We start from the raw sequence: 18,672 nt of genomic DNA, 5'->3' as shown, positions 1-18,672 counted from the left end.
CTCTTTCGCATTCGTCTGCTCCTTCAAGGTTGGGCAGACTCTACATCATGATGAGGGATTTCGCGGGGGGCAGGTCACGGCAATTGCCGAAACCGTCGCGGTAGTTCTCAATCGGCACCGGAGGATCGCTAGTCAAGACGTCCGGCTGCTCCAGATCGCTTGCACGTGAGTAGTGGACGTTCAACAGAAGGATCATGGGTGTTGGCGCTGGTAATACGTAGCTCAACTGACACCCCAGATGCAGGCGCATGTTCAAAGCCTTCTGTTGTGGTTTGCCAGCGGGAGCCGCCGACCTTGAAGACTTATACAGTTTGTGTCCGAGGACCGGGTGGAAATCACCCACTCATTTGCGGAGTAAGAAGGCAATGGAGTTTGCCAACTTGAGCCGACCTCGAACGGAGCTTCGATGGCCGAGACCTAAACGTCCCGCAGGGAGCTGCTTAAGACGCATGACGCAGCTGATTTTTCGCGTGCCGTTGCCGAAGCCGTTTTTCAGCCGATCATGTTGGTCGACATTGAGGTCGTGTTCGGCGCCGGACGGTGCAAACGGGCCGGAAACAGTCGCGGTACCACCTGATCAAATGACACGGGCGTCCGAGCGGATCACGACCGACGAACCTCGTCCCCTGCAGGGTCTGTGAATACAGAAGTTTGATGAGGTCCAACTGTGACCATCAGCGGAACCCACGGCGCTTTTAGGCGACTATTTGGACAATTTTCGCCCTGGACTAGTTGCTCTAAATATGTCCAGTAATCTTACCCTATCAACTCGTTTGAACGTTGCGTTGCATCATCTGGAAGATCAGCGGTGAGGAAGCAGGCTGGTCGAAGTTCTCGCCGTGCTCGCCCCCCCGGATCAGCCGTCAAAATCCCCTGCCCTACTTCATCGTCGAGTACGGCCAGAGCGTTTCGAGATAGAGCCACCAGAAACCACTTACTGACTACCAGCAGGTACTCGGCCCCGGCCGCCATTTCGCTCTTTCTTGGAGGATCGAGAAGCTGCGCTGCCCCCTACACCATCTCCTCCCACTCGGCATGCCGATCGTCCACAAGCTTGGCAACCATGCTGTCTTTCATATCGCCCGCTTGCGCCTGCATGTCAGCCTGTCGCGCCGAAACCCCGCGCAACTTTCGCCCGAGTTCAAAGTCCCGGAGGTGACCTGGACGAGCTTCAGCGGAAGCAGCGCCAGCGCGGGCGCTGTAAACTTAACCAACCGGGACCAACTTGGGGCTGAGTGCGATTTTCACGCGGCTCCGAGATTTGCGATGTCGCGTCACGCATCCATGGCCGTGGCGCGGCCTTCGCGAAAATCCCCGGATGTCATTTCATGTCGGGGGAGATCGAACGGATTGGCAATCGGGTCATGGATGGAAACGAAGCGCTGCAAGTGTCGAAGTGATTTGACGCGTTTCATGATGCGCTTGCGCCGTCGTGACGGTTGATGCGAGTTTTCGGCCCTGTTGTTCAGGCCCGCGCGCGATGCTCTCCCCCTCGGCATGATCTCGCGTTTCGCCATCGGGTATGACCGAAGCTTATCCGTATTTTTCGGCCCACGCCCGCACCGTCTGCTGCGACACGGATGTTGCCACGCTCGGCCAGCAGGTTTTCGACCATCCGCAGGCTAACGGGGAACCAAAATACAGCCAGACGGCATCGGAAATCACCTCGGGCGGGAACCGATGGCGGTGATACAGGCGAGTGTCAGTCTTGCCGCCCTGTTGCACGTGACGCAGGCCGACGCGTTAACTTGACGGTGCCGGCCAGAGCGTTCCAACGACACGGCAAGGGTATCGTTCGATATGCGTCTGAACGGTGCAACCGGCGGCTTGCCGGCCAGGGTGAATGGTGCCGTCCGCAACTATATCTGTATTGATATCACGCGTATCAATTCCCCGACATTTCCAGCGGGAATCCCGGCCAGTAGAAAGTGGCTATCCAACACAAAATATCCGCAGACGGGAAAGCCAAATGACAAAGCCTGAGTTCCAAACCGGACACCGCGCCGTCCCGTTGAGTGTTGAAGCACCCCTTCCCGGGCTGGCCGATCAAGAATTGTCCGGCTCTCGGTTCGGGGGCACTCTGGCATGACACCGTCCTTCTCCTTCGAGCAGATCGAACAAGCCGAGGTCTGGAAGATCGCCGAAGACGATACGAACTATTTCGTCACTCTGTTCGATCCGCAGAACTCGACCTCAAACAACATTTATGTCGTCGAAATCTTCACGAAGGACGGCAAGACACCGCCGAACAGCCATTCGGATGCGCATGAATTCTTCTACGTGATATCCGGCGAGGGCATCGCCTCGTCCGACGGCACCAGCCTGCCGATCAAAACGGGTGACGCGCTTTTGTTGAACCCGGGGTCGGTGCACGTGGTCGAAAACACCGGGGCCGGTAAATTGTATACTCTGACGGTGATGACCCCGGACCAAGACTTTTCCCAGCTGATCCGCTCTGGCCAGCGGGTTGCGCTGGACGCTGAAGATATCGCCGTGCTTACCGGAAAAGCCAATGTCTGATCCCGAAAACGACCAGATCAGCCTTGGCGCCTCGCCGCGCAATGCGTGGCGGGTCAACGCGGATAGCGTCGACATGACCCGCCAGCCGGCGCAGAGCCGGCCGGTAACGGTCGTCGACCAGGCGCGTCGGGTGACCTTTGACCTGTCGCAAACAGCGATCATCGTGGTCGACATGCAGAACGACTTTTGCCACCGCGATGGCTGGCTCGCGCATATCGGCGTTGATGTCGAACCCGCGCGGGCGCCGATTGCTCCGCTCCAAAGACTTCTACCGGCCTTGCGCGCCGCTGGCGTGCCGGTGATCTGGCTGAACTGGGGCAACCGTCCCGACCGGATGAACCTTCCGCCTGCGGTGCTGCATGTCTACGACCCGGACGGGCGTTCGACCGGCATCGGGAAACCCCTGCCCTCCAACGGCGCGCATGTACTTGAAGAGGGCAGCTGGGCCGCCTCCGTGGTCGCGGAACTGAGCCCGGAGGCCAATGATATCGCGGTGTCCAAATTCCGCATGTCGGGCTTCCAGGATACCGAGTTGGACAGCATCCTGCGCAACCTCGACGTGCGGACCGTGCTGTTTGCCGGGGTGAACGCCGACCAATGCGTCGCCTGTTCCCTACATGACGCCAATTTCCTCGGCTACGACGTCCTCCTGCTGGAGGATTGCAGCGCGACCACCTCGCCGGCCTTCTGCATGCAGGCCACGCTTTACAATGTACGTCAATGCTTCGGTTTCGTGACCTCGGGCGAGGCCATACTGACCGCCATGGAGAAAGATACGTGACCAGACAGGTGAATGCTGCCGCCCCGCTCTCTGACCTCACCATCGCTTGCGACACCTACGAGGCGGCGCTGATGGCGAATGACCTCGACACGCTGGACGCGCTGTTCTGGGACACGCCGCAGGTTCTGCGTTATGGCGTCGGCGAAAACCTCTATGGCATCGACGAGATCCGCACATTTCGGAAGGGCCGCACCGGCGGCTCGCCCCAGCGACAGGTGATCCGCCGCGAAATCGTGACCTTTGGCGACGACATGGGCATTTGCAACTTGGAATTCCGGCGCGAAGGAAGCACGCGCACCGGACGGCAAAGCCAGACCTGGCTCAGGACGGAAGACGGGTGGCGCATCGTCTCGGCGCATGTCTCGCTGATGGCTGAAGTCTCATGAGCGCGGATGCCTTCGTTACAAGGTTCGATCCGCCAATTGGGGATGGGATTGGACCGCTGGCCAGCCTGCGGCTGGCGGTAAAGGACAACTTCGATATTGCCGGCCATGTCACCGGGGCCGGCAATCCCGAATGGGCCGACACCCACAACCCCGCGCAGGACACGGCGCCCCTGGTCTCTCACCTGATAAAGTTGGGTACGCACCTGGTCGGCAAGACCCAGATGGACGAGCTGGCCTATTCCCTGATGGGACAGAATGCCCGCTACGGTACGCCGGAGAACCCGGCCGGGCCCGGCCGGGTGCCAGGCGGGTCGTCCTCGGGATCGGCCTCGGCCGTTGCTGCGGGGCTGGCCGATATCGGACTGGGCACCGACACCGGTGGATCGGTGCGAATCCCAGCCGCCTTCTGCGGGCTCTGGGGGTGGCGACCGACGCATGGGCTTCTGGATGCGCGCGGCTTGTTGCCCCTGGCCCCCAGCTACGATGTGCCCGGCTTCATGACCCGCGACGGCGCAACGCTACAACATCTGGCCGAATTGCTGGCGCCCGAAGCCGCGCCCCCGCGCGGTGAACCGCGTGTGCCCGCCGACATGTGGGACTTCGCGGATGCCGAAACACTCTCTGCGCTGGCGCCGTTGCGGCAGGGCGATCCTGCACCGCTGCTGTCGCTTCGCTTGCGCGAGGCGCTTCTGCCCACTTTCCGCGTCTGTCAGGGTGCCGAGGTCGCGCAGGTGTTTGGCGCATGGATCAAAGAACACGAACCCGCCTTTGGCCCCGGCGTACGCGAGCGTTTTGCCGGGGCGATGGCGCTTGCACCACAAGACATCTCTGCCGCCCAGTCGATGCGGGCCGAAATCACCGGCGCCATCGACGCGGCCCTGAACGGAGGGATTATACGGGTTCCCACCGCCCCTGGACCGGCGCCCCTGCTCACGCTGGATGGTCAGGGCATGGAAGCCTACCGGAACCGGGCGCTGACCCTACTCTGTCTGTCGGGTCACGCCGGGTTACCCCAGGTCACGATCCCGCTGCGCTCGGCGACCGGATTGCCGATCGGCTTGTCACTGATCGGCCCGCGCGGCAGCGACGCGGGATTGATCGCAATGGCGGTCGACATGGCCAAGTCCACCCGCTGAAGACCCCGTTATCCCAGGTTTGCGCCGCGGCCGTCACGGTCCGCGGCGCAGGCGCCTGTCTCAGGCCCCCATTTCGAACCCCGCAATTTCGGTCAGGATCGCCGCCAGCCGGTCGATCAAGGGCGTCAACCGCTGTTGGCCCCGCTCGGTCGTCGCCGCGGCCGCGTCACCCCAAGTTCCGGAGATCTGGAAATCGCGCGAGGTCCAGCCGACCGTAGCGCTAGTCAATTCCAGAGCAAGCGTCTCCGAGCTGAACTTGGGAAATTCGCAATTGCGCCGATCCAGTCGAACGCGATCCGGTGCAAGCGCCAGCATGACGCTTGTCTCCCATTCGCCGGCGTGAATGCCATAAACCGGTTCTCTTGCATCGAGCGGATCAAGGGGATCCGGCATTACGCCTGAGGCAAACACCTGGAATGTCATCAGTCCGGTTTCGATGCGCAGATCGCGGGCGGCAACTTCGAGCAGCGCACGATTGCCGCCATGGCAATTCCACAGCACAAGCCTGCGAAATCCGTTGTTGACCGCGCATCTGGCAATGTCCCGCAGGGTGGCCATCAGGGTTTCTGCCGACAAATACCACGTTCCGGCAAAGCCGACGTGTTCGTTCGACTTCGAGATCGGCAAAATTGGCAACCGCCAGACTTTTGTATGCTGGTCAAGGCGTTCGAGGGCCAGGTCAAGAAAGCGGTCGGCGAAGACCAGGTCACAATCGGTCGATAGATGGGGCCCATGTTGTTCGATCGACCCGATCGGCAGAACCAGGGCGCCGTCCTTGGCGAGGTCGAGCGCCTCGACCTCGGTCCAGGTCAACTGGCCAATGTTGCGTTGCATGACATCTCCGATATGCTTGTATTCAGGCCGTTACCGAACGCCACGGTCGCGTCTTGAAATGGTCCACGCCCGCGCGCCCGGCCAGGCCATCCGCCGCCTTCTGCGACGCCGCTCGCAGCTCCTTGATATTCAGCACGGTGTGCTGGCGGTTGCGGATGACGAATGTCCCGTCGACCATGACATCGGTGACCTCGTGGCCAAGCGCGGAATAGACGATGGCCGAAGGCACGCGATGCAGCGGAGTGGCCCAGATGCTTTCGGACAGGTCCATGATGGCCAAGTCCGCCTTCTTACCCGGCTCAAGCGAACCGATTTCATCTTCCAGCCCAACGGCGCGCGCACCGTCGATTGTCGCCATCTCCAACGCTTTTTCTGCGGTCATGATCGTTGGATCCTCGTGCACGCCCTTCGGCACGAGCGCGGCGAACTTCATGACGTGAAAGATGCTGTGGTTGTTGTTGCTGGCGGGACCATCGCTGCCCAGTGACACAGTCAGCCCGGCGGCCAGCATTTCCGGGATCGGAGCGACGCCGAGCCCGACGTAGAGCATACTGCACGGGTTGTGCGATACCTTCACATCGCGCATCTTCATCAACCGGATGTCTCGGCTGTTGCAATGTACGCAATGCACAGCCAGAACGTCGGGCCCCAGAAAGCCGATTTCGTCAAAGAACTGGGCTGTCGTGGTGCCAAAGGATTCCTTGGCGCGCTCGACTTCAAAGGCATTTTCGGACAGATGCGCCGTGATGAACAGACCTTCCTCGTCCGCCAGTTTGCGCACCGCCCGATAGGCATCGGGGTCGACCGTCCAGCACATGCAAGGCGCGATGCCGATCTGCACCCGGCCACCGGGCCGGTTGTGGCGCCGCGCCGCGGCCCTTGTATGCTCGATCACGTGCTCGGTCTTTTCGATCAAGGCCGGCGGCACGCCATGATCTTCGCCCGTCGTCATGAAACCGCGGCAGACGAACCCGCGAATGCCGGTCTGGTCAAAGCTGTCGTAGACCGCGTCGATCATGTCGTCTTGGGTGTTCACGTATTGGTATTCCACCAGTGTCGTGACACCGGACATCAGCGATTCAACGCAACCATGCAGCGCGGCTGTGGCCATGTCCTCGGTTGTCAGATGCACGGCTGCAGGACCGGTCATGCAGGAAAACCACTTCTTGAGGTCCATGTCATCGCCTAGACCCTTCAGCAAGGTCTGGAACAGGTGCGTATGCGTGTTGATCATGCCCGGCACGACGACCTTGCCCGAGCAATCGACATGTTCGGCCGTGCGAAAGGGCTCAGGCATTTCGGCGGTGGGGCAAACGGCGACGATCCGGTCCCCTTCGATACAGATACAGGCATCCTCGATGATGTCCCTGTCTGGGTTCATCGTCACGGCGCAAAGATGCGTTAGAACTTTCATGGTCAATCTCCCTTGTAATGTTGCATCAGCGCGCCGGGCTGGTTGGCACGGCCGATCAATCCCGACACCGCGACAATCGTCAGCACGTAGGGCAATGACAGCAGAAGCTGCGGTGGTATGTTCATCTCGAACAATTGCAGTGACAGTTGCAGCGCCTGGGCCGCGCCGAAGGCCATTGCGGCAAAGGCTGCATAGAGCGGGCGCCACCGGCCGAAGATCACGATGGCCATGGCGATAAAGCCCTGACCGGCGACGATCGTATCCCGAAAGAGCCCGACCTCTGCCAATACCAGATAGGCCCCTGCCCCACCTGCCGCGGCCCCCGACAGCAACACGGCCTGATAACGAATGCGCGAGACCGAAATGCCCGCATTCGCCGCAGCGTGTGGATTTTCGCCGACGGCTCGGATGTTCAGCCCGAACCGGGTACGAAACAAGACCAGATCGGCCAGGACCATCAGCGCTAGCGTCAGGTAGAACAGGACCGAGTGCGACAACAACACCTGCCCGATGACCGGCACATCCGACAAGACGGGAATGTCCAGCTTGGGGAACATCGGAACCAATTCTGCCGTGGCGGCCTCGCCCGCGGCCAACTGATAGCCGTAGCTGGCGGCCCCGATGGCAAAGATGTTGAAGACGATGCCGACCACGACCTGGTTCGCTCCAACCGTCACATACATCCAGGCCAGGAATAGGTTCGCCAGCGCCCCGACTCCCAATGCCGCCAGAAAGCCGACCGTCGGCATGCCGCTGGTTTGCGTGGCCAGAAAAGCCACAAGCGCGCCGATCAGGAACGTACCTTCGATCCCGACGTTCAGAACGCCCGCGCGCTCGGCAAAGGTTTCGCCCAATGCAGCCATCAGCAGCGGTCCCGCAAAGCGAAGGCTGGCGGCCATCCAGGTAACCAGGAAAGCCATCAATGCCGTGTCGTCAAACATTGCCGGTTCCTTTCTTGCCACGCAGCCCTGACAGGTCGAGCGTCCAGTGCCGCAGCAATTCGCTGGCCATGAGGAACAGCACGATGAGGCTTTGCAGAATAAAGATGATCGAGGTCGGCGCACCGATCCGCCGTTGCAGCGCGTCCCCCCCCACCGACAGCGCGGCATATAGGATCGCCACCGGGACGACCGCCAGCGGATTCAGCCGCGCCAGCAGGGCGACGACGATACCGATAAAGCCGACACCACCGCTGAGCCCGTCGAGCAGTCGGTGCTGCGTGCCAAGCACCTCGACCAGCCCGGCCAAAGCGCCCAGACCGCCCGCCAGAAACGCTGCCAGGACATAGCGGGCCCCTACTTGGATACCACCATACCGTGCCGCTTGCGGATTCAGCCCCGTGGCCTGCAATTCATAACCCAGCCGCATCCGCCGCATCAGCAGCCACACGAAAAAGACCGCCACCAACGCGATCAGGATCGAGGCCTGCCCGCGCGTCCCTGGCAGGATCGTTGGCAGCCAGGTGCCAAGTGGAAACCGCGGTGTCTGAGGCAAGCTGCCTTCGGCGCGCATCGGACCGGACACGAGGTACTGCACGAAGAACGCAGCCACATAATTCGACATCAGCGAGATCAGAACTTCGTTGCCACCGAAACGGCTGCGTAGAAAGCCGACGCCGCCGGCCCAAAGCCCCCCCGCGCCAAAGCTGACGGTCATGGCCCCCGCCAGGAAGACAAGAAACCCTGCCATACCGGCGATCTCGGCATTGAAAGGGCGCAGCGCATACCAGGCTGCGCCCGCCGCACCGATGGTCAGGCAGCCTTCGAACCCCAGGTATCCGAAACCCGACCGCCAGGCGACGCAGGTGCCCAGCCCGATCAGGATCAGAGGCGCGGCTCTGTTCAGCGTGATGCCGATGCCCCGCCACGAACCCAGGCTGGATTCAACCAGCGTGGCATATGCGGCGAACGGGTTGTCCGTATAGGGCAAGAAAAGGATCGCCCCGATCGCCAAGGCGCAAAGCATCACGACGGCGTTGATGCCGACGATCGTCAGCAGCGTATCGCTGGGCGCCATGCGTTTTCTAAGTATAGGCATCAATCGTCAGTTCCTCGGCCGGTCAGGCATCGGCCCGGTTCCCGGCTTGGCGGCCATGCCGGCCATCATCAGACCAAGAAGTTCATCATCCGCGTCTTCTGGTGTCAGCTCGCCAAGGAAACGTCCTCGGTGGATGACGAGAATACGGTCGGCCAAGCTCCTGATTTCATTCAGTTCGGCCGACACCAGTAGAACCCCCTTGCCCTGCCCGCGTACCGCCAAAAGTTGCGACCACATATATTCGATGGCCCCAATATCCAGTCCGCGTGTCGGCTGTTCGACCACCAGGAGCCTCGGGTCGCGCAGTATCTCGCGCCCCATGATGACCTTTTGCAGGTTTCCCCCGGACAGCTTGCCGGCCGGAAAGCGGATGTGCGGCGTTTTGACGTCGAACCGTTCGACCAATTCCTGTGCATGGCGCCGGATACGCCGCCGATCCCGGAACAAGCCCCAGCCGCGGGTAAAGTCCTCCTGCCGGCCCAGCATCGCGTTGTCGTCAATCCCCAGGGCGGCGATCGAGCCGACATAACGGCGATCGGCCGGCACGTAGACCAGCCCCCTGCGGGCATGCTCAAGCGGTGTCGCGTGGGTCACGTTTCGGCCATCCATCATTACCGATCCGCCAGAACTGCGGCGGAGCCCGGTGATGGCTTCAACCAGTTGCGACTGCCCGTTGCCTTCGACACCGGCTATTCCGACGATCTCGCCCTCGCGCACGGTCAGATCCACGCCGCACACCGCCTCGCCTCCGGTCGCACCCAGCACGCGCAGGCCATTGACGCTCAGGATTCTCGCTCCCGGCTGGATTTTGGGGCGAACGACAGTGCGCCCAACCGGGCGTCCGACCATCAGGCGGGCAAGTTCGCCTTCGTTGCTTTGCGCCGGGTCGATGCTGCGAACCGTCTGCCCGTCGCGCATGATTGTGACCCGGTCGGCAACGGCCATTACCTCGTTCAGCTTGTGCGTAACGATGATGATCGCCCGCCCCTGCAAAGCAAGTTTGCGCAATGTATCGAGAAGTGAAGCCGCCTCCTGCGGTGTCAGGATCGCCGTCGGCTCGTCCAGCACCAGAATTCGCGCATCGCGGAACAAGAGCTTCAGGATCTCGACACGCTGCTGCACACCGACCGGCAGGTCGGCGACGCGGGCATGGGGGTCGATCCCCAATCCATGATGGTCGGACAATGCCGAAATCCGCTGCGCCGCCTCGTCCAGGCGCAGGCCGATATCGCCATCCAGCCCAAGGATCACGTTTTCGACCACCGTCATCGGTTGAACCAGCATGAATTCCTGGTGGATCATGCCGATGCCACAAGCGATAGCCTGACGTTGCGAAGTCAATTGCCGCGCTTCGCCGTCGATCAATACCGCACCTTCGTCCGGTTGGTATGCACCGTACAGGATGCGCATCAGCGTGCTCTTGCCGGCCCCGTTTTCCCCAAGGATCGCGTGTACTTCGCCGGCCCCCACTGTCAGGCAGGCCCGATCGTTCGCGATCACGCCGGGAAAACGCTTGGTGATATTGCGAAGCTCAAGCACCGGCGGCGCCGATGACGATGAAACGCCTTTGTCGCAGGCTACCAATTGGACGCCCCCCGATCTGCCGGGCCGCCGCCCGTCTTGCCTTGTCTGCCGCAGCACGCGCCCGCCAACCGGAAGCGTGCCGCATGTCTAAGCTCCGCCAGGTCAGCCTTGCAGAAAGCGGGTCACGTCGATTTCTCCGGACGACAGTTTTTCCATGACCTCGGTAAAGACCGCATAGGATTCTTCGGACACCAAGTCAGGGTTGACCGGCACCGCATCGTCGCCTTCGCCGTAGACCGCCGACCACATTTCGGCCACGGTCGGCTTCCATTCTTCCCCACCCACGAACGAACCATTCGCAATGGCTGTGCCCAGTTGCACGACCATCCAACCGAGGTTCATGGCAAAGCTGGTGGCGATTTCTTGTGGAGCAATCGAGGTTTGGTTGGCGTAGCACCCCAGGGCCTTCACCCCCTCGGATTCGGCCACCCCCTGAATCGCGCCCAGGCCGGTCACGTCGGCGGCATGCCAGATCACGTCGGCGCCGTTGCCGATCATGGTTAGCGCCGCCTCTTTGCCCTTTGCCGCGTCGTGATAATCACCGGTGACGATGCCGAGCCCCTTAATGCCCGCAACGGTTTCTTCGGCTCCACCGGCAAAAGCGCGGCCCATCGATTGCTGCGTCGGGTTGTCACCGCCACCGACGAAACCGACCGCCCTACCCTCTTCAGAAATCAGTGCCGCCAGCGCCCCTGCAGCATATGCCACGGCGACGTAAGCCAGATCGGCATAGCGCACGTTGGCCGGGATATCTGCGCCTGGGGCGTAGGTTGTGGCGAAGAACGACTGGTCGGGATACTCGGGCGCGATCTCGGCCATCAAAGCACCGAATTCATACCCGTGCCCGATCACGAGATCGAAGCCGTCATCAGCATAGCCCCGGGCGATTTCCGGCGCGCGGGCCTGGGTGACGTTCTCGACATAGGCGGTCTCGATGCCATCCATCGCCGCCAGTTCCTCCAGCCCGCGAAACGCCAGCGTGTTCCAGCCGCCGTCGGCAATACCGCCCGCCATCAAAAGCACGACCTTGCGCGGCGAGGCAGCCAAGAGGGTTGTTGGCAGGGTCATTGCGGCAAGACCTGCCCCAAGCCCGGTCAGGACCGCACGGCGCTTTAGGTTGAGTTCCAACTTCGTCATTTCGTTCTCCTGTGTTCGGCAGTGTCCAATTGGTGAACGTTTCTAGGGACAGAGCAGACCGGCAGAAATGACGTAGAACGTATTCACTGAATATCGAAACGGATATGGGGCACTCCGTTACAATATCGCACAAATAATAACACCTGAGACACTATCAAAATTCGAAATTGCCTGCTTTTGCGGCATTCTGAATCTGCCGTCGCAGCCAGATCGTCGCTGGATTGCCTTGTGTCACCTCGTGCCACAGCATCCGAAATTCCATCCTCGGAAAGAAATCGGGCGCGGGGACCACCGCCAACGGCAAGTGCTTCGCATAGTCTTCCGCGAAGCGCCGGCACGTCGTGAACACCAAGTCCGACCCGATCAGGACGTTGGGAATCAGGCTGTATTCAGGAATAAAGCAGCTGATGTGACGGGCGCTTTTCAAGGCTCGGAGCGTGCCGTCTATCGGCCCCAGTTCGAAACTTGCAACCGGGTAAGGGGCAACATGCTTCAGCGCCAGGTACTCCGCGCTTGTCTGCGGCGGCGACGCGATCACTGCATGATCCTTCCGCGCCAGCAAGACCACGTCATCCGTTCCAAGCGATGAATACCGCAAGGTCTCGTATGAATCGCGCGTGTGCTTGGTGACGCAATCAACCACCGCATCCAAATCCCTGTTTTCCAGGGCCCTCACCACGTCCAAAGAGGCGTCGAGCGTGCGCAACTGAAGTTTGATCTTCGCGGCCGATCCGGTGATGGCGCCCACGAGCAGAGGGATCAAGCTGACCATGTTGGAATCGGCAAAGCCGAGCGTGAAGGTCACGTCCGCGGCTTCCGGCTCGAAACTGTCCGTGGTTTCGATCAGACACGATAGACGGTCCAGGATCGCGCTCAACTCGGCACGAATTGCTCGCCCACGGTCGGTAATGACCATTCTCTCGCCGCTGCGAACCAGCAGCCCGTCACAAAAGCGAAGCCGCATCTCTGCCAGCAACCGGCTGACAGCCGGCTGTGACGTCTCGAAATGATGCGCGGTCTCGGTGACGCTTTTGACTGTCAGCAGGTGAACTAGAATGCTGTATTGGCGCGTGGTCGTGGACTGAAGGTTTCGCAAGTCATCATTTCCGAACGTTCGGGCCATCATGTCGCGCTCCCTCGACAGCAACAACGACATCATAGCAATTATCTGACTGGGCCCGTTGCCTTGATGGCACCGGTTCCAGCCTGGGTCCGGCAGTTCTATCCCGCTGTGCTGCCTGCGAAAAGCAGAGCGTGTCGGCCCACGCGGTTTCAATTGCCAGCGGATCAAGCACTACGCAGTTCGGCGGGACTGTTGTGCCTTTTTGGGCAGCTTGCGCTACCGCCTAGGGCCGTGTGGCGTCAGGCGGTGGATTAGAGGGGTTGATTGATGAGCTTACCACCGACCCTTGCTCAAGGTCGGTGATGATGGCCTTGGCGCGCCGCGCCGCCGGTGGCTTCCTGAACCACAAGTGTGTCGAAGGTGGCATCGCTTGAAAGAGGCAATCCCAGAAGTCCGGAGCGGACTGCCTGACGATCATCATCCGAGGCCTTGGGTTCTACGGCATCCTCGGCAGGAGCGTGTACCAGGGTGGCTCCTTCATGCAGGCGGTCATTTGCAAGGTTCGATACAACGTCGCGCGGCACACGGGCCGCTTGGGCCTGGCCGCAGCCGGCCCGTTTACAGCTGTAAACATCCACATCAGGCAGTCAGTGCATATAGTCTCTAGTTGTTTAACAGACACTATATAAAGGAATAAACTTGACTTAGCGCCGTGAATCGCGGTTCTTATCCCCAAGTGGCGCGAAAAAAGCCACATTTTCGAATTTGGGGCAACTAGATGATTCCTGTGACACCACTGGCAAACGAGAAGCCTTCGGCGCTTGCGACAGACATTTCTGAGCGGCTGAACGCAGCCATCAGAGAGCATCTTCTGTCTGCTTTTGCACCAGATAGCACGAAAACGCTACGCTCATTTTCAGCGCCCGAAGCCGCCGATCTGCTGGGGGTCTCCGGTCAGTTCATGCGAAAGCTGCATGCTGAAGGTACGATCCCCGAGCCCGAGGATGTGCGCGGTGGACGGCGTTATTATACGGCGCAGGAAATCTGGGACGCGCGCGAAATTCTCGAAAAGTCCTCTCGTAAAAAGGGGCGCTACCTTCCGCGGCGTTCCGGGGATGAGAAGCTGCAGGTTTGGCAGTTGATGAACTTCAAGGGCGGAAGCAGCAAGAGCACGACAAGCATCCACTTGGCGCATTATTTTGCGCTTCGGGGCTATCGCGTTCTGGTCGTAGACCTGGACCCCCAGGGGTCGCTCACCTCTATGTGCGGCATCAGTCCAGAGATCGAGTTTGATGGGCTGACGGTCTATGACGCGATCCGCTACGATGAGCCCGTCAGCATGGCGGATGTCGTGGTGCCAACTTATTTCCCCGGGCTCTCGATTGCGCCAGCGCGCCTCTTGCTGTCAGAGTTTGAGACTGAATCCGCGGTGCATTCGAACCCAGATCAGCCCTTCTTCACACGCATTCGCAACGCGTTGTCGCAAGTCGAGGATGAGTTCGATCTGGTCCTGATGGATAGTCCGCCGCAACTCGGGTTTCTAACCATTGCAGGTATGGCTGCCGCGAGCTCCCTGATCGTCCCCCTAACCCCGTCGATGCTGGACGTCTCGTCGACAGCGCAGTTCCTGGAGCTTGCCGGCGCCTATATGGGGGTGATCGAGGATGCAGGAGCGACTCTGCAATACGATCACTTCAAGTTCCTGATCACTCGTGATGAGCCAACGGATGTGCCCTCCCAACAGTTAACCTCATTCATGCGGGCACTGTTCCAGGACAGGGTCATGTCCGCAACTGCCGTCAAAAGTACCGCCATAGGCGACGCGACCATGCTCAAGCAGTCTATCTACGAGGTCGTACGCTCGGAGATGACGCGTGCGACCTACGACCGCGCGAAAGGGTCGATGGATGCCGTCGGCCACGAGGTGGAAGCCATGATTCATCAGTCTTGGAGGCGTAAATAATGGCACGCAAGACGCTTCGCGATATGTCGGGCATCGCCAACACCATCGCCCGTTCCAGTAGTTCGTCGCCGGAAAAAGCTCCCAAGACAAGCGCACCCGCCTTGGGAGCGTTGCAGGGGTCTCTCACATCTATCCGCGAGATTGATCCCAACCTGATAGATGACTGGGGGCCCAAGGACCGGCTGGATGAGTTTACAACTGTAAACTCAGAAGATGACGGCGAGGGCTTTGAAACGCTCAAGAACAGTATCCGCGAGGGCGGCCAACAGGTGCCAATCTTGGTTCGTCGGTCCAAATCGGCGGAGGGTCGGTTCGAGTCGATTTACGGTCGTCGCCGTTTGAGGGCATGTCGAGAGCTGGGCATCAAGGTGCGCGCCAACGTCCAGGATGTCGATGACGCCACGGCTCTGTTGGCCAAGGGGCTTGAGAACGCCGCGCGTCGCAATTTGTCTTTCTATGAAAAAGCCCGCTTCGCCGAGGCGATCCAGGCCGCGGGCCATGACAGCACTACCGTGCGTCAAGTCTTGAACCTGTCCGCTTCCGGGCACTCTCATCTCACCAAGGTGACACAGAATATCCCGACCAAAGTTGGGGACCTGATTGGGGCAGCGCCCAAATCAGGGCGACCTAGATGGACCGACCTGGCGGATCTGTTTCTGGAAGGGAAGCTCACTGAGAAGATTGCGCTCGAACTGCTGACCGCGTTCAACGCCGCGTTGACTTCGGATGAACGGTTGGAGGCGCTGGTCAAGGAAGCGCGCAAGCGCGGGGCAAAAGCGCCCGTTAGTCCGAGAGAAATCACGCCTATGGAGGGCGTTGTTATCAAGTCCGGGCGAGGGAGCCTTTCCTTGTCGGTCAAGAAATCTGGTGGAAACGCTGAATTCGCGAACTGGCTTGAGGGCAATCTCGCGGAGATCATCAAGAAATCCTTTGCCGAGTTTACAAACGTAACCTCGGAGGATGACAACTGAGGGCGAGCAGAAAGGAGGAAAGGTAAACAAAGAAAACCCCCGAAACCGAAGTTTCGAGGGCTGCTGCGCAGAGCGCAATTCTTAGATTAGACACCTAGAAACTAGCAGCCACCGAATCGCCATACAAGAAAAAAACGCTTCTGAGCGAACGGGATTTCTTTGTCTGCTGACACAGGATGAAAAATTGCGATGGTGCTCCACAGAGAGCAACTGAGACAGACCTGTCTCAGAACAGGGAAGGTATGCCCAAAATCAATCCGGCTTCGGGTTGGCGGAAAGCAACCGTGGGTTCCGCGGTTGCAGAGCAGCACGCCCAAGCCGGTGAACGGGTAAATATCCCCAAGACGCGGGCTTTCGTGGCGGTAAAGCGCGTGGGGGCGCACATCGGTCTCAAGGCAGGCGACATGATGCTCCTCGACACGCTCGGGGCCTTCACTCAAGGCCAGGACTGGGAGGAGGGGCAGCGCCCGATTGTCTGGGCGTCGAACGCCTATCTGATGACACAGACGGGCTATTCGCTCTCCACGTTGAAGCGCCACGCGCGGCGCTTGGCCGAGATCGGTGTGATCGCCTTCAGAGACAGCCCCAATGGTAAACGCTGGGGGCGCAGGGACGCAAAAGGGCGTATCGTGGAAGCCTATGGCTTCGATCTGTCACCGCTTGCGGCCCGCACCGAAGAGTTCGAGGCTCTGTATGCCCATCTCCGGGCCGAGCGCGAACTCTGCCAACGGTTGAAGCGCCAGATCACCGTAGCACGGCGGACGATCCGCGCACGCCTCGAAGCGGCCGTCAGCGGCGTGCTGAAGGGCCCCTGGGTGCAGTTCACCAGCCGCTTTGAGGCACTTCTCGATCACATGCCATGCCGCAACACAGCGTCTGAGCAACTCGAACGCTGTCTGGCCTGTTTTAGGGAGCTTCAGGAGCAAGTCGAGACCGCCTATCTCCAGGCGATCGACGCGGGCAACATTGTGGAAAACACCGTTGGAACCGAAGAACAAGTCTCCGAACGAACCCAGAAAATGACCCCCAGGGTGGTCAGTTCCGAACCCCACATACTAACTACAAAACAACTTGATCAAGTAATCGGTAATCTCCGTGAAAACGAGGAAGCAACGGGCGTTGTGCCCAATGCCGAACCGGGCAAGGGGGTGGATAGGGCGCTTCAAGACCGGGGTGCCAAGCTCCGCAACACGCAAACAGCGCTGGATCTGACAACCATCCTGCAAGCCTGTCCGGAATTCACGTCCTGGGCGCACAATCTGGGCGGGTTCCAAAAGAATTGGGGCGATCTCCATCGGGTGGCCGGCCAGCTCCGGCCGATGATCGGCGTTTCGGAACAGGTCTGGAACCTTGCGCAGGACCAGCTTGGCAAACAGGTGGCAACGGCGGCGTTGGCACTGGTGTTCGAGAAGCACTGTGCCGGTGAGGTCGCATCACCCGGCAGCTATCTGCGCGGCATGATCGACAAGGCCGGGGCAGGGGCCTTGCACCTCGAGCGCAGCTTCTATGGCCGGCTGACCGCGCTGGCCGCTTAGTCCTAAGATCAGAGGGGAGGACGGTCACATAACAGTATCAGGAGAGCAGGCACATGGTGACCCGCGACCGGGATTTGACCAAGGCACAGGGCCAATAGAACCAAACTCGGGCCACCTCGGACCCGAATCAGAATCTCAGCGAAGGCCAGCAGGCCGGCTTCGCCTGCTTGAACGTTACGCAACAAAGCGGCCTTCGATCCGGCAGCGTCGTCACGAGTACCCGACGCAGGCGGGATTATTGGACGTTTTTACAAGTCACGGGCGCCGGCGGTTTGAGCGTAAGAATGGCGATAAAGCGCCGTCTACGGAAATTCGCGGTCTACGATCTGCGCCGTCAGATTCCGGTTTATGCGCCAGAAGCGGTTTTACAACACCGATTGACTGGCGCTTGCCGCGAATATTTGCCAATTGGGGCAGCAACCGAGGCCAGCCACTTTCAGCAAGCCCGTTTCTGAAAGGAAAATCATGGACCAGATCATTTTACGCCATCGGCACGAATTGAAATTTCGCGAACTGACCGTGAGTGAAGTGACCTCGCTGACCCCGCATATGATCCGCATCGAACTGACCGGCGAAGACCTGTCCGATTTCAGCAGCCTGTCGCCCGACGATCACATCAAGCTGTTTATCGACGACGCCGGGGCCGAGGCGCCGGTGACGCGGGATTATACCCCGCGTGCCTTCGACTGCGCGGCACGCCGCCTCACGGTGGATTTTGCTGTTCACGAAGCCGGTCCGGCCACCGCCTGGGCGCTGCAGGCCAAGCCCGGCGACCACCTGCGCATCGGCGGGCCGCGCGGGTCGGCGGTGGTGGCGCCGGTGTTCGATTGGTACCTGCTGATCGGCGATGAAACCGCGCTGCCGGCGATTGCCCGACGGGTCGAGGAACTGCCCGAAGATGTGGAGGTGCTGACGCTGGTGGCGGTGCCCGGGCCGGAGGATCAGCAGTCGGTCGAAACAGCGGCGCGGCATCGCGATTTTTGGGTGCATCGCCCGGTGTCGCAAGCCGCTGACCCGGCGCCGCTGCTCGAAGGGCTTGATCAGATCGACTGGCCCGCGGGCAAGGGCTTTGTCTGGATCGCCGCCGAGGCGGCGGTGGCCCGGGCGCTGCGCAACCGCGTGACCGGGCATCATGGCCACCCGCTGCACCATCTGAAGGCGGCGGGCTATTGGACCATTGGCAAGGCCGATGGCAGCGACAAGGCGCTGGACTGATTCAGCAGGGCCGGCCGCGACCGGGCGGGCGCCACCTTTCGGCGCCTGCCGGCAGGGCCGAACCGCCGCTTTTCTGCCCGCGAGAAAAGTGCAAGG

General features: G+C 60.6%; 16 protein-coding genes and 1 pseudogene. 8 read left to right on the top strand and 9 right to left on the bottom strand.

Going from position 1 to position 18,672, the window contains the following annotated elements; genetic code table 11:
• Positions 1–40: 40 nt before the first annotated feature.
• Both CVM52_RS26575 and CVM52_RS10255 read right to left on the bottom strand, forming a co-directional pair.
• Positions 41–250, bottom strand: coding sequence for a hypothetical protein (locus CVM52_RS26575; protein ID WP_133119823.1), 210 nt, complete (start codon positions 248–250; stop codon positions 41–43).
• A gap of 1,024 nt (positions 251–1,274) precedes the next feature.
• A pseudogene (locus CVM52_RS10255) lies at positions 1,275–1,695 on the bottom strand (DDE-type integrase/transposase/recombinase).
• A gap of 390 nt (positions 1,696–2,085) precedes the next feature.
• Here CVM52_RS10255 and CVM52_RS10250 point away from each other — a divergent pair.
• The 4 genes from CVM52_RS10250 to CVM52_RS10235 are packed head-to-tail and all read left to right on the top strand — an operon-like array spanning position 2,086 to position 4,823.
• The gene (locus CVM52_RS10250) at positions 2,086–2,520 is read left to right on the top strand and encodes a cupin domain-containing protein (RefSeq protein ID WP_100162418.1); all 435 of its coding nucleotides are present in this window, start codon (positions 2,086–2,088) and stop codon (positions 2,518–2,520) included.
• Positions 2,513–3,301 carry a cysteine hydrolase family protein gene (locus tag CVM52_RS10245; RefSeq protein ID WP_100162417.1) on the top strand — a complete coding sequence of 263 codons (789 nt, stop codon included), beginning with the start codon at positions 2,513–2,515 and terminating at the stop codon, positions 3,299–3,301. Before CVM52_RS10250 ends, CVM52_RS10245 begins: the two co-directional genes overlap by 8 nt.
• Entirely contained in the window at positions 3,298–3,687 is a 390-nt protein-coding gene (gene hpxZ / locus CVM52_RS10240) for an oxalurate catabolism protein HpxZ (protein ID WP_205964931.1), read from the top strand. The genes CVM52_RS10245 and hpxZ overlap by 4 nt, the downstream gene beginning before the upstream one ends.
• On the top strand, positions 3,684–4,823 hold the full coding sequence (locus CVM52_RS10235; RefSeq protein WP_100162415.1) for an amidase: 1,140 nt from the start codon (positions 3,684–3,686) through the stop codon (positions 4,821–4,823). The genes hpxZ and CVM52_RS10235 overlap by 4 nt, the downstream gene beginning before the upstream one ends.
• 60 nt (positions 4,824–4,883) lie before the next feature.
• Here the strand turns inward: CVM52_RS10235 and CVM52_RS10230 are convergent, their stop codons facing one another.
• The 7 genes from CVM52_RS10230 to CVM52_RS10200 form a co-directional block, all read right to left on the bottom strand.
• On the bottom strand, positions 4,884–5,636 hold the full coding sequence (locus tag CVM52_RS10230) for a creatininase family protein (RefSeq protein WP_172720972.1): 753 nt from the start codon (positions 5,634–5,636) through the stop codon (positions 4,884–4,886).
• Positions 5,637–5,679: 43 nt separating this feature from the next.
• Positions 5,680–6,900 (bottom strand): amidohydrolase family protein, encoded by a 1,221-nt coding sequence (locus CVM52_RS10225; protein ID WP_205964930.1) that lies wholly within the window; start codon positions 6,898–6,900, stop codon positions 5,680–5,682.
• Positions 6,901–7,073: 173 nt separating this feature from the next.
• Entirely contained in the window at positions 7,074–8,012 is a 939-nt protein-coding gene (locus CVM52_RS10220; RefSeq protein ID WP_100162412.1) for an ABC transporter permease, read from the bottom strand.
• The gene (locus CVM52_RS10215) at positions 8,005–9,108 is read right to left on the bottom strand and encodes an ABC transporter permease (RefSeq protein ID WP_205964929.1); all 1,104 of its coding nucleotides are present in this window, start codon (positions 9,106–9,108) and stop codon (positions 8,005–8,007) included. The genes CVM52_RS10220 and CVM52_RS10215 overlap by 8 nt, the downstream gene beginning before the upstream one ends.
• 6 nt (positions 9,109–9,114) lie before the next feature.
• Positions 9,115–10,647, bottom strand: a complete 1,533-nt coding sequence (locus CVM52_RS10210; RefSeq protein WP_100162410.1) for an ABC transporter ATP-binding protein — start codon at positions 10,645–10,647, stop codon at positions 9,115–9,117.
• A gap of 147 nt (positions 10,648–10,794) precedes the next feature.
• On the bottom strand, positions 10,795–11,829 hold the full coding sequence (locus CVM52_RS10205) for a BMP family protein (RefSeq protein WP_100162409.1): 1,035 nt from the start codon (positions 11,827–11,829) through the stop codon (positions 10,795–10,797).
• Positions 11,830–11,983: 154 nt separating this feature from the next.
• Positions 11,984–12,955 (bottom strand): LysR family transcriptional regulator, encoded by a 972-nt coding sequence (locus CVM52_RS10200; RefSeq protein WP_172720971.1) that lies wholly within the window; start codon positions 12,953–12,955, stop codon positions 11,984–11,986.
• Between the two features lie 715 nt (positions 12,956–13,670).
• Here CVM52_RS10200 and repA point away from each other — a divergent pair.
• The 4 genes from repA (at position 13,671) to CVM52_RS10180 (ending at position 18,576) form a co-directional block, all read left to right on the top strand.
• On the top strand, positions 13,671–14,855 hold the full coding sequence (gene repA, locus CVM52_RS10195; RefSeq protein ID WP_100162407.1) for a plasmid partitioning protein RepA: 1,185 nt from the start codon (positions 13,671–13,673) through the stop codon (positions 14,853–14,855).
• Positions 14,855–15,826, top strand: coding sequence for a plasmid partitioning protein RepB (repB, locus tag CVM52_RS10190; protein ID WP_100162406.1), 972 nt, complete (start codon positions 14,855–14,857; stop codon positions 15,824–15,826). The genes repA and repB overlap by 1 nt, the downstream gene beginning before the upstream one ends.
• 242 nt (positions 15,827–16,068) lie before the next feature.
• Complete coding sequence (repC, locus tag CVM52_RS10185; RefSeq protein ID WP_100162405.1) at positions 16,069–17,361, top strand: plasmid replication protein RepC; 1,293 nt, start codon at positions 16,069–16,071, stop codon at positions 17,359–17,361.
• A 465-nt stretch (positions 17,362–17,826) separates the two neighbouring features.
• On the top strand, positions 17,827–18,576 hold the full coding sequence (locus CVM52_RS10180; protein WP_100162404.1) for a siderophore-interacting protein: 750 nt from the start codon (positions 17,827–17,829) through the stop codon (positions 18,574–18,576).
• Positions 18,577–18,672 lie beyond the last annotated feature (96 nt).

The sequence above is a fragment of the Pseudooceanicola lipolyticus genome (assembly GCF_002786325.1).
In the GTDB taxonomy this organism is placed as follows: Bacteria; Pseudomonadota; Alphaproteobacteria; order Rhodobacterales; family Rhodobacteraceae; genus Pseudooceanicola_C; species Pseudooceanicola_C lipolyticus.
Note: the sequence above shows the minus strand (reverse complement) of the source record. Positions and strands in the feature narration are given on the sequence as shown.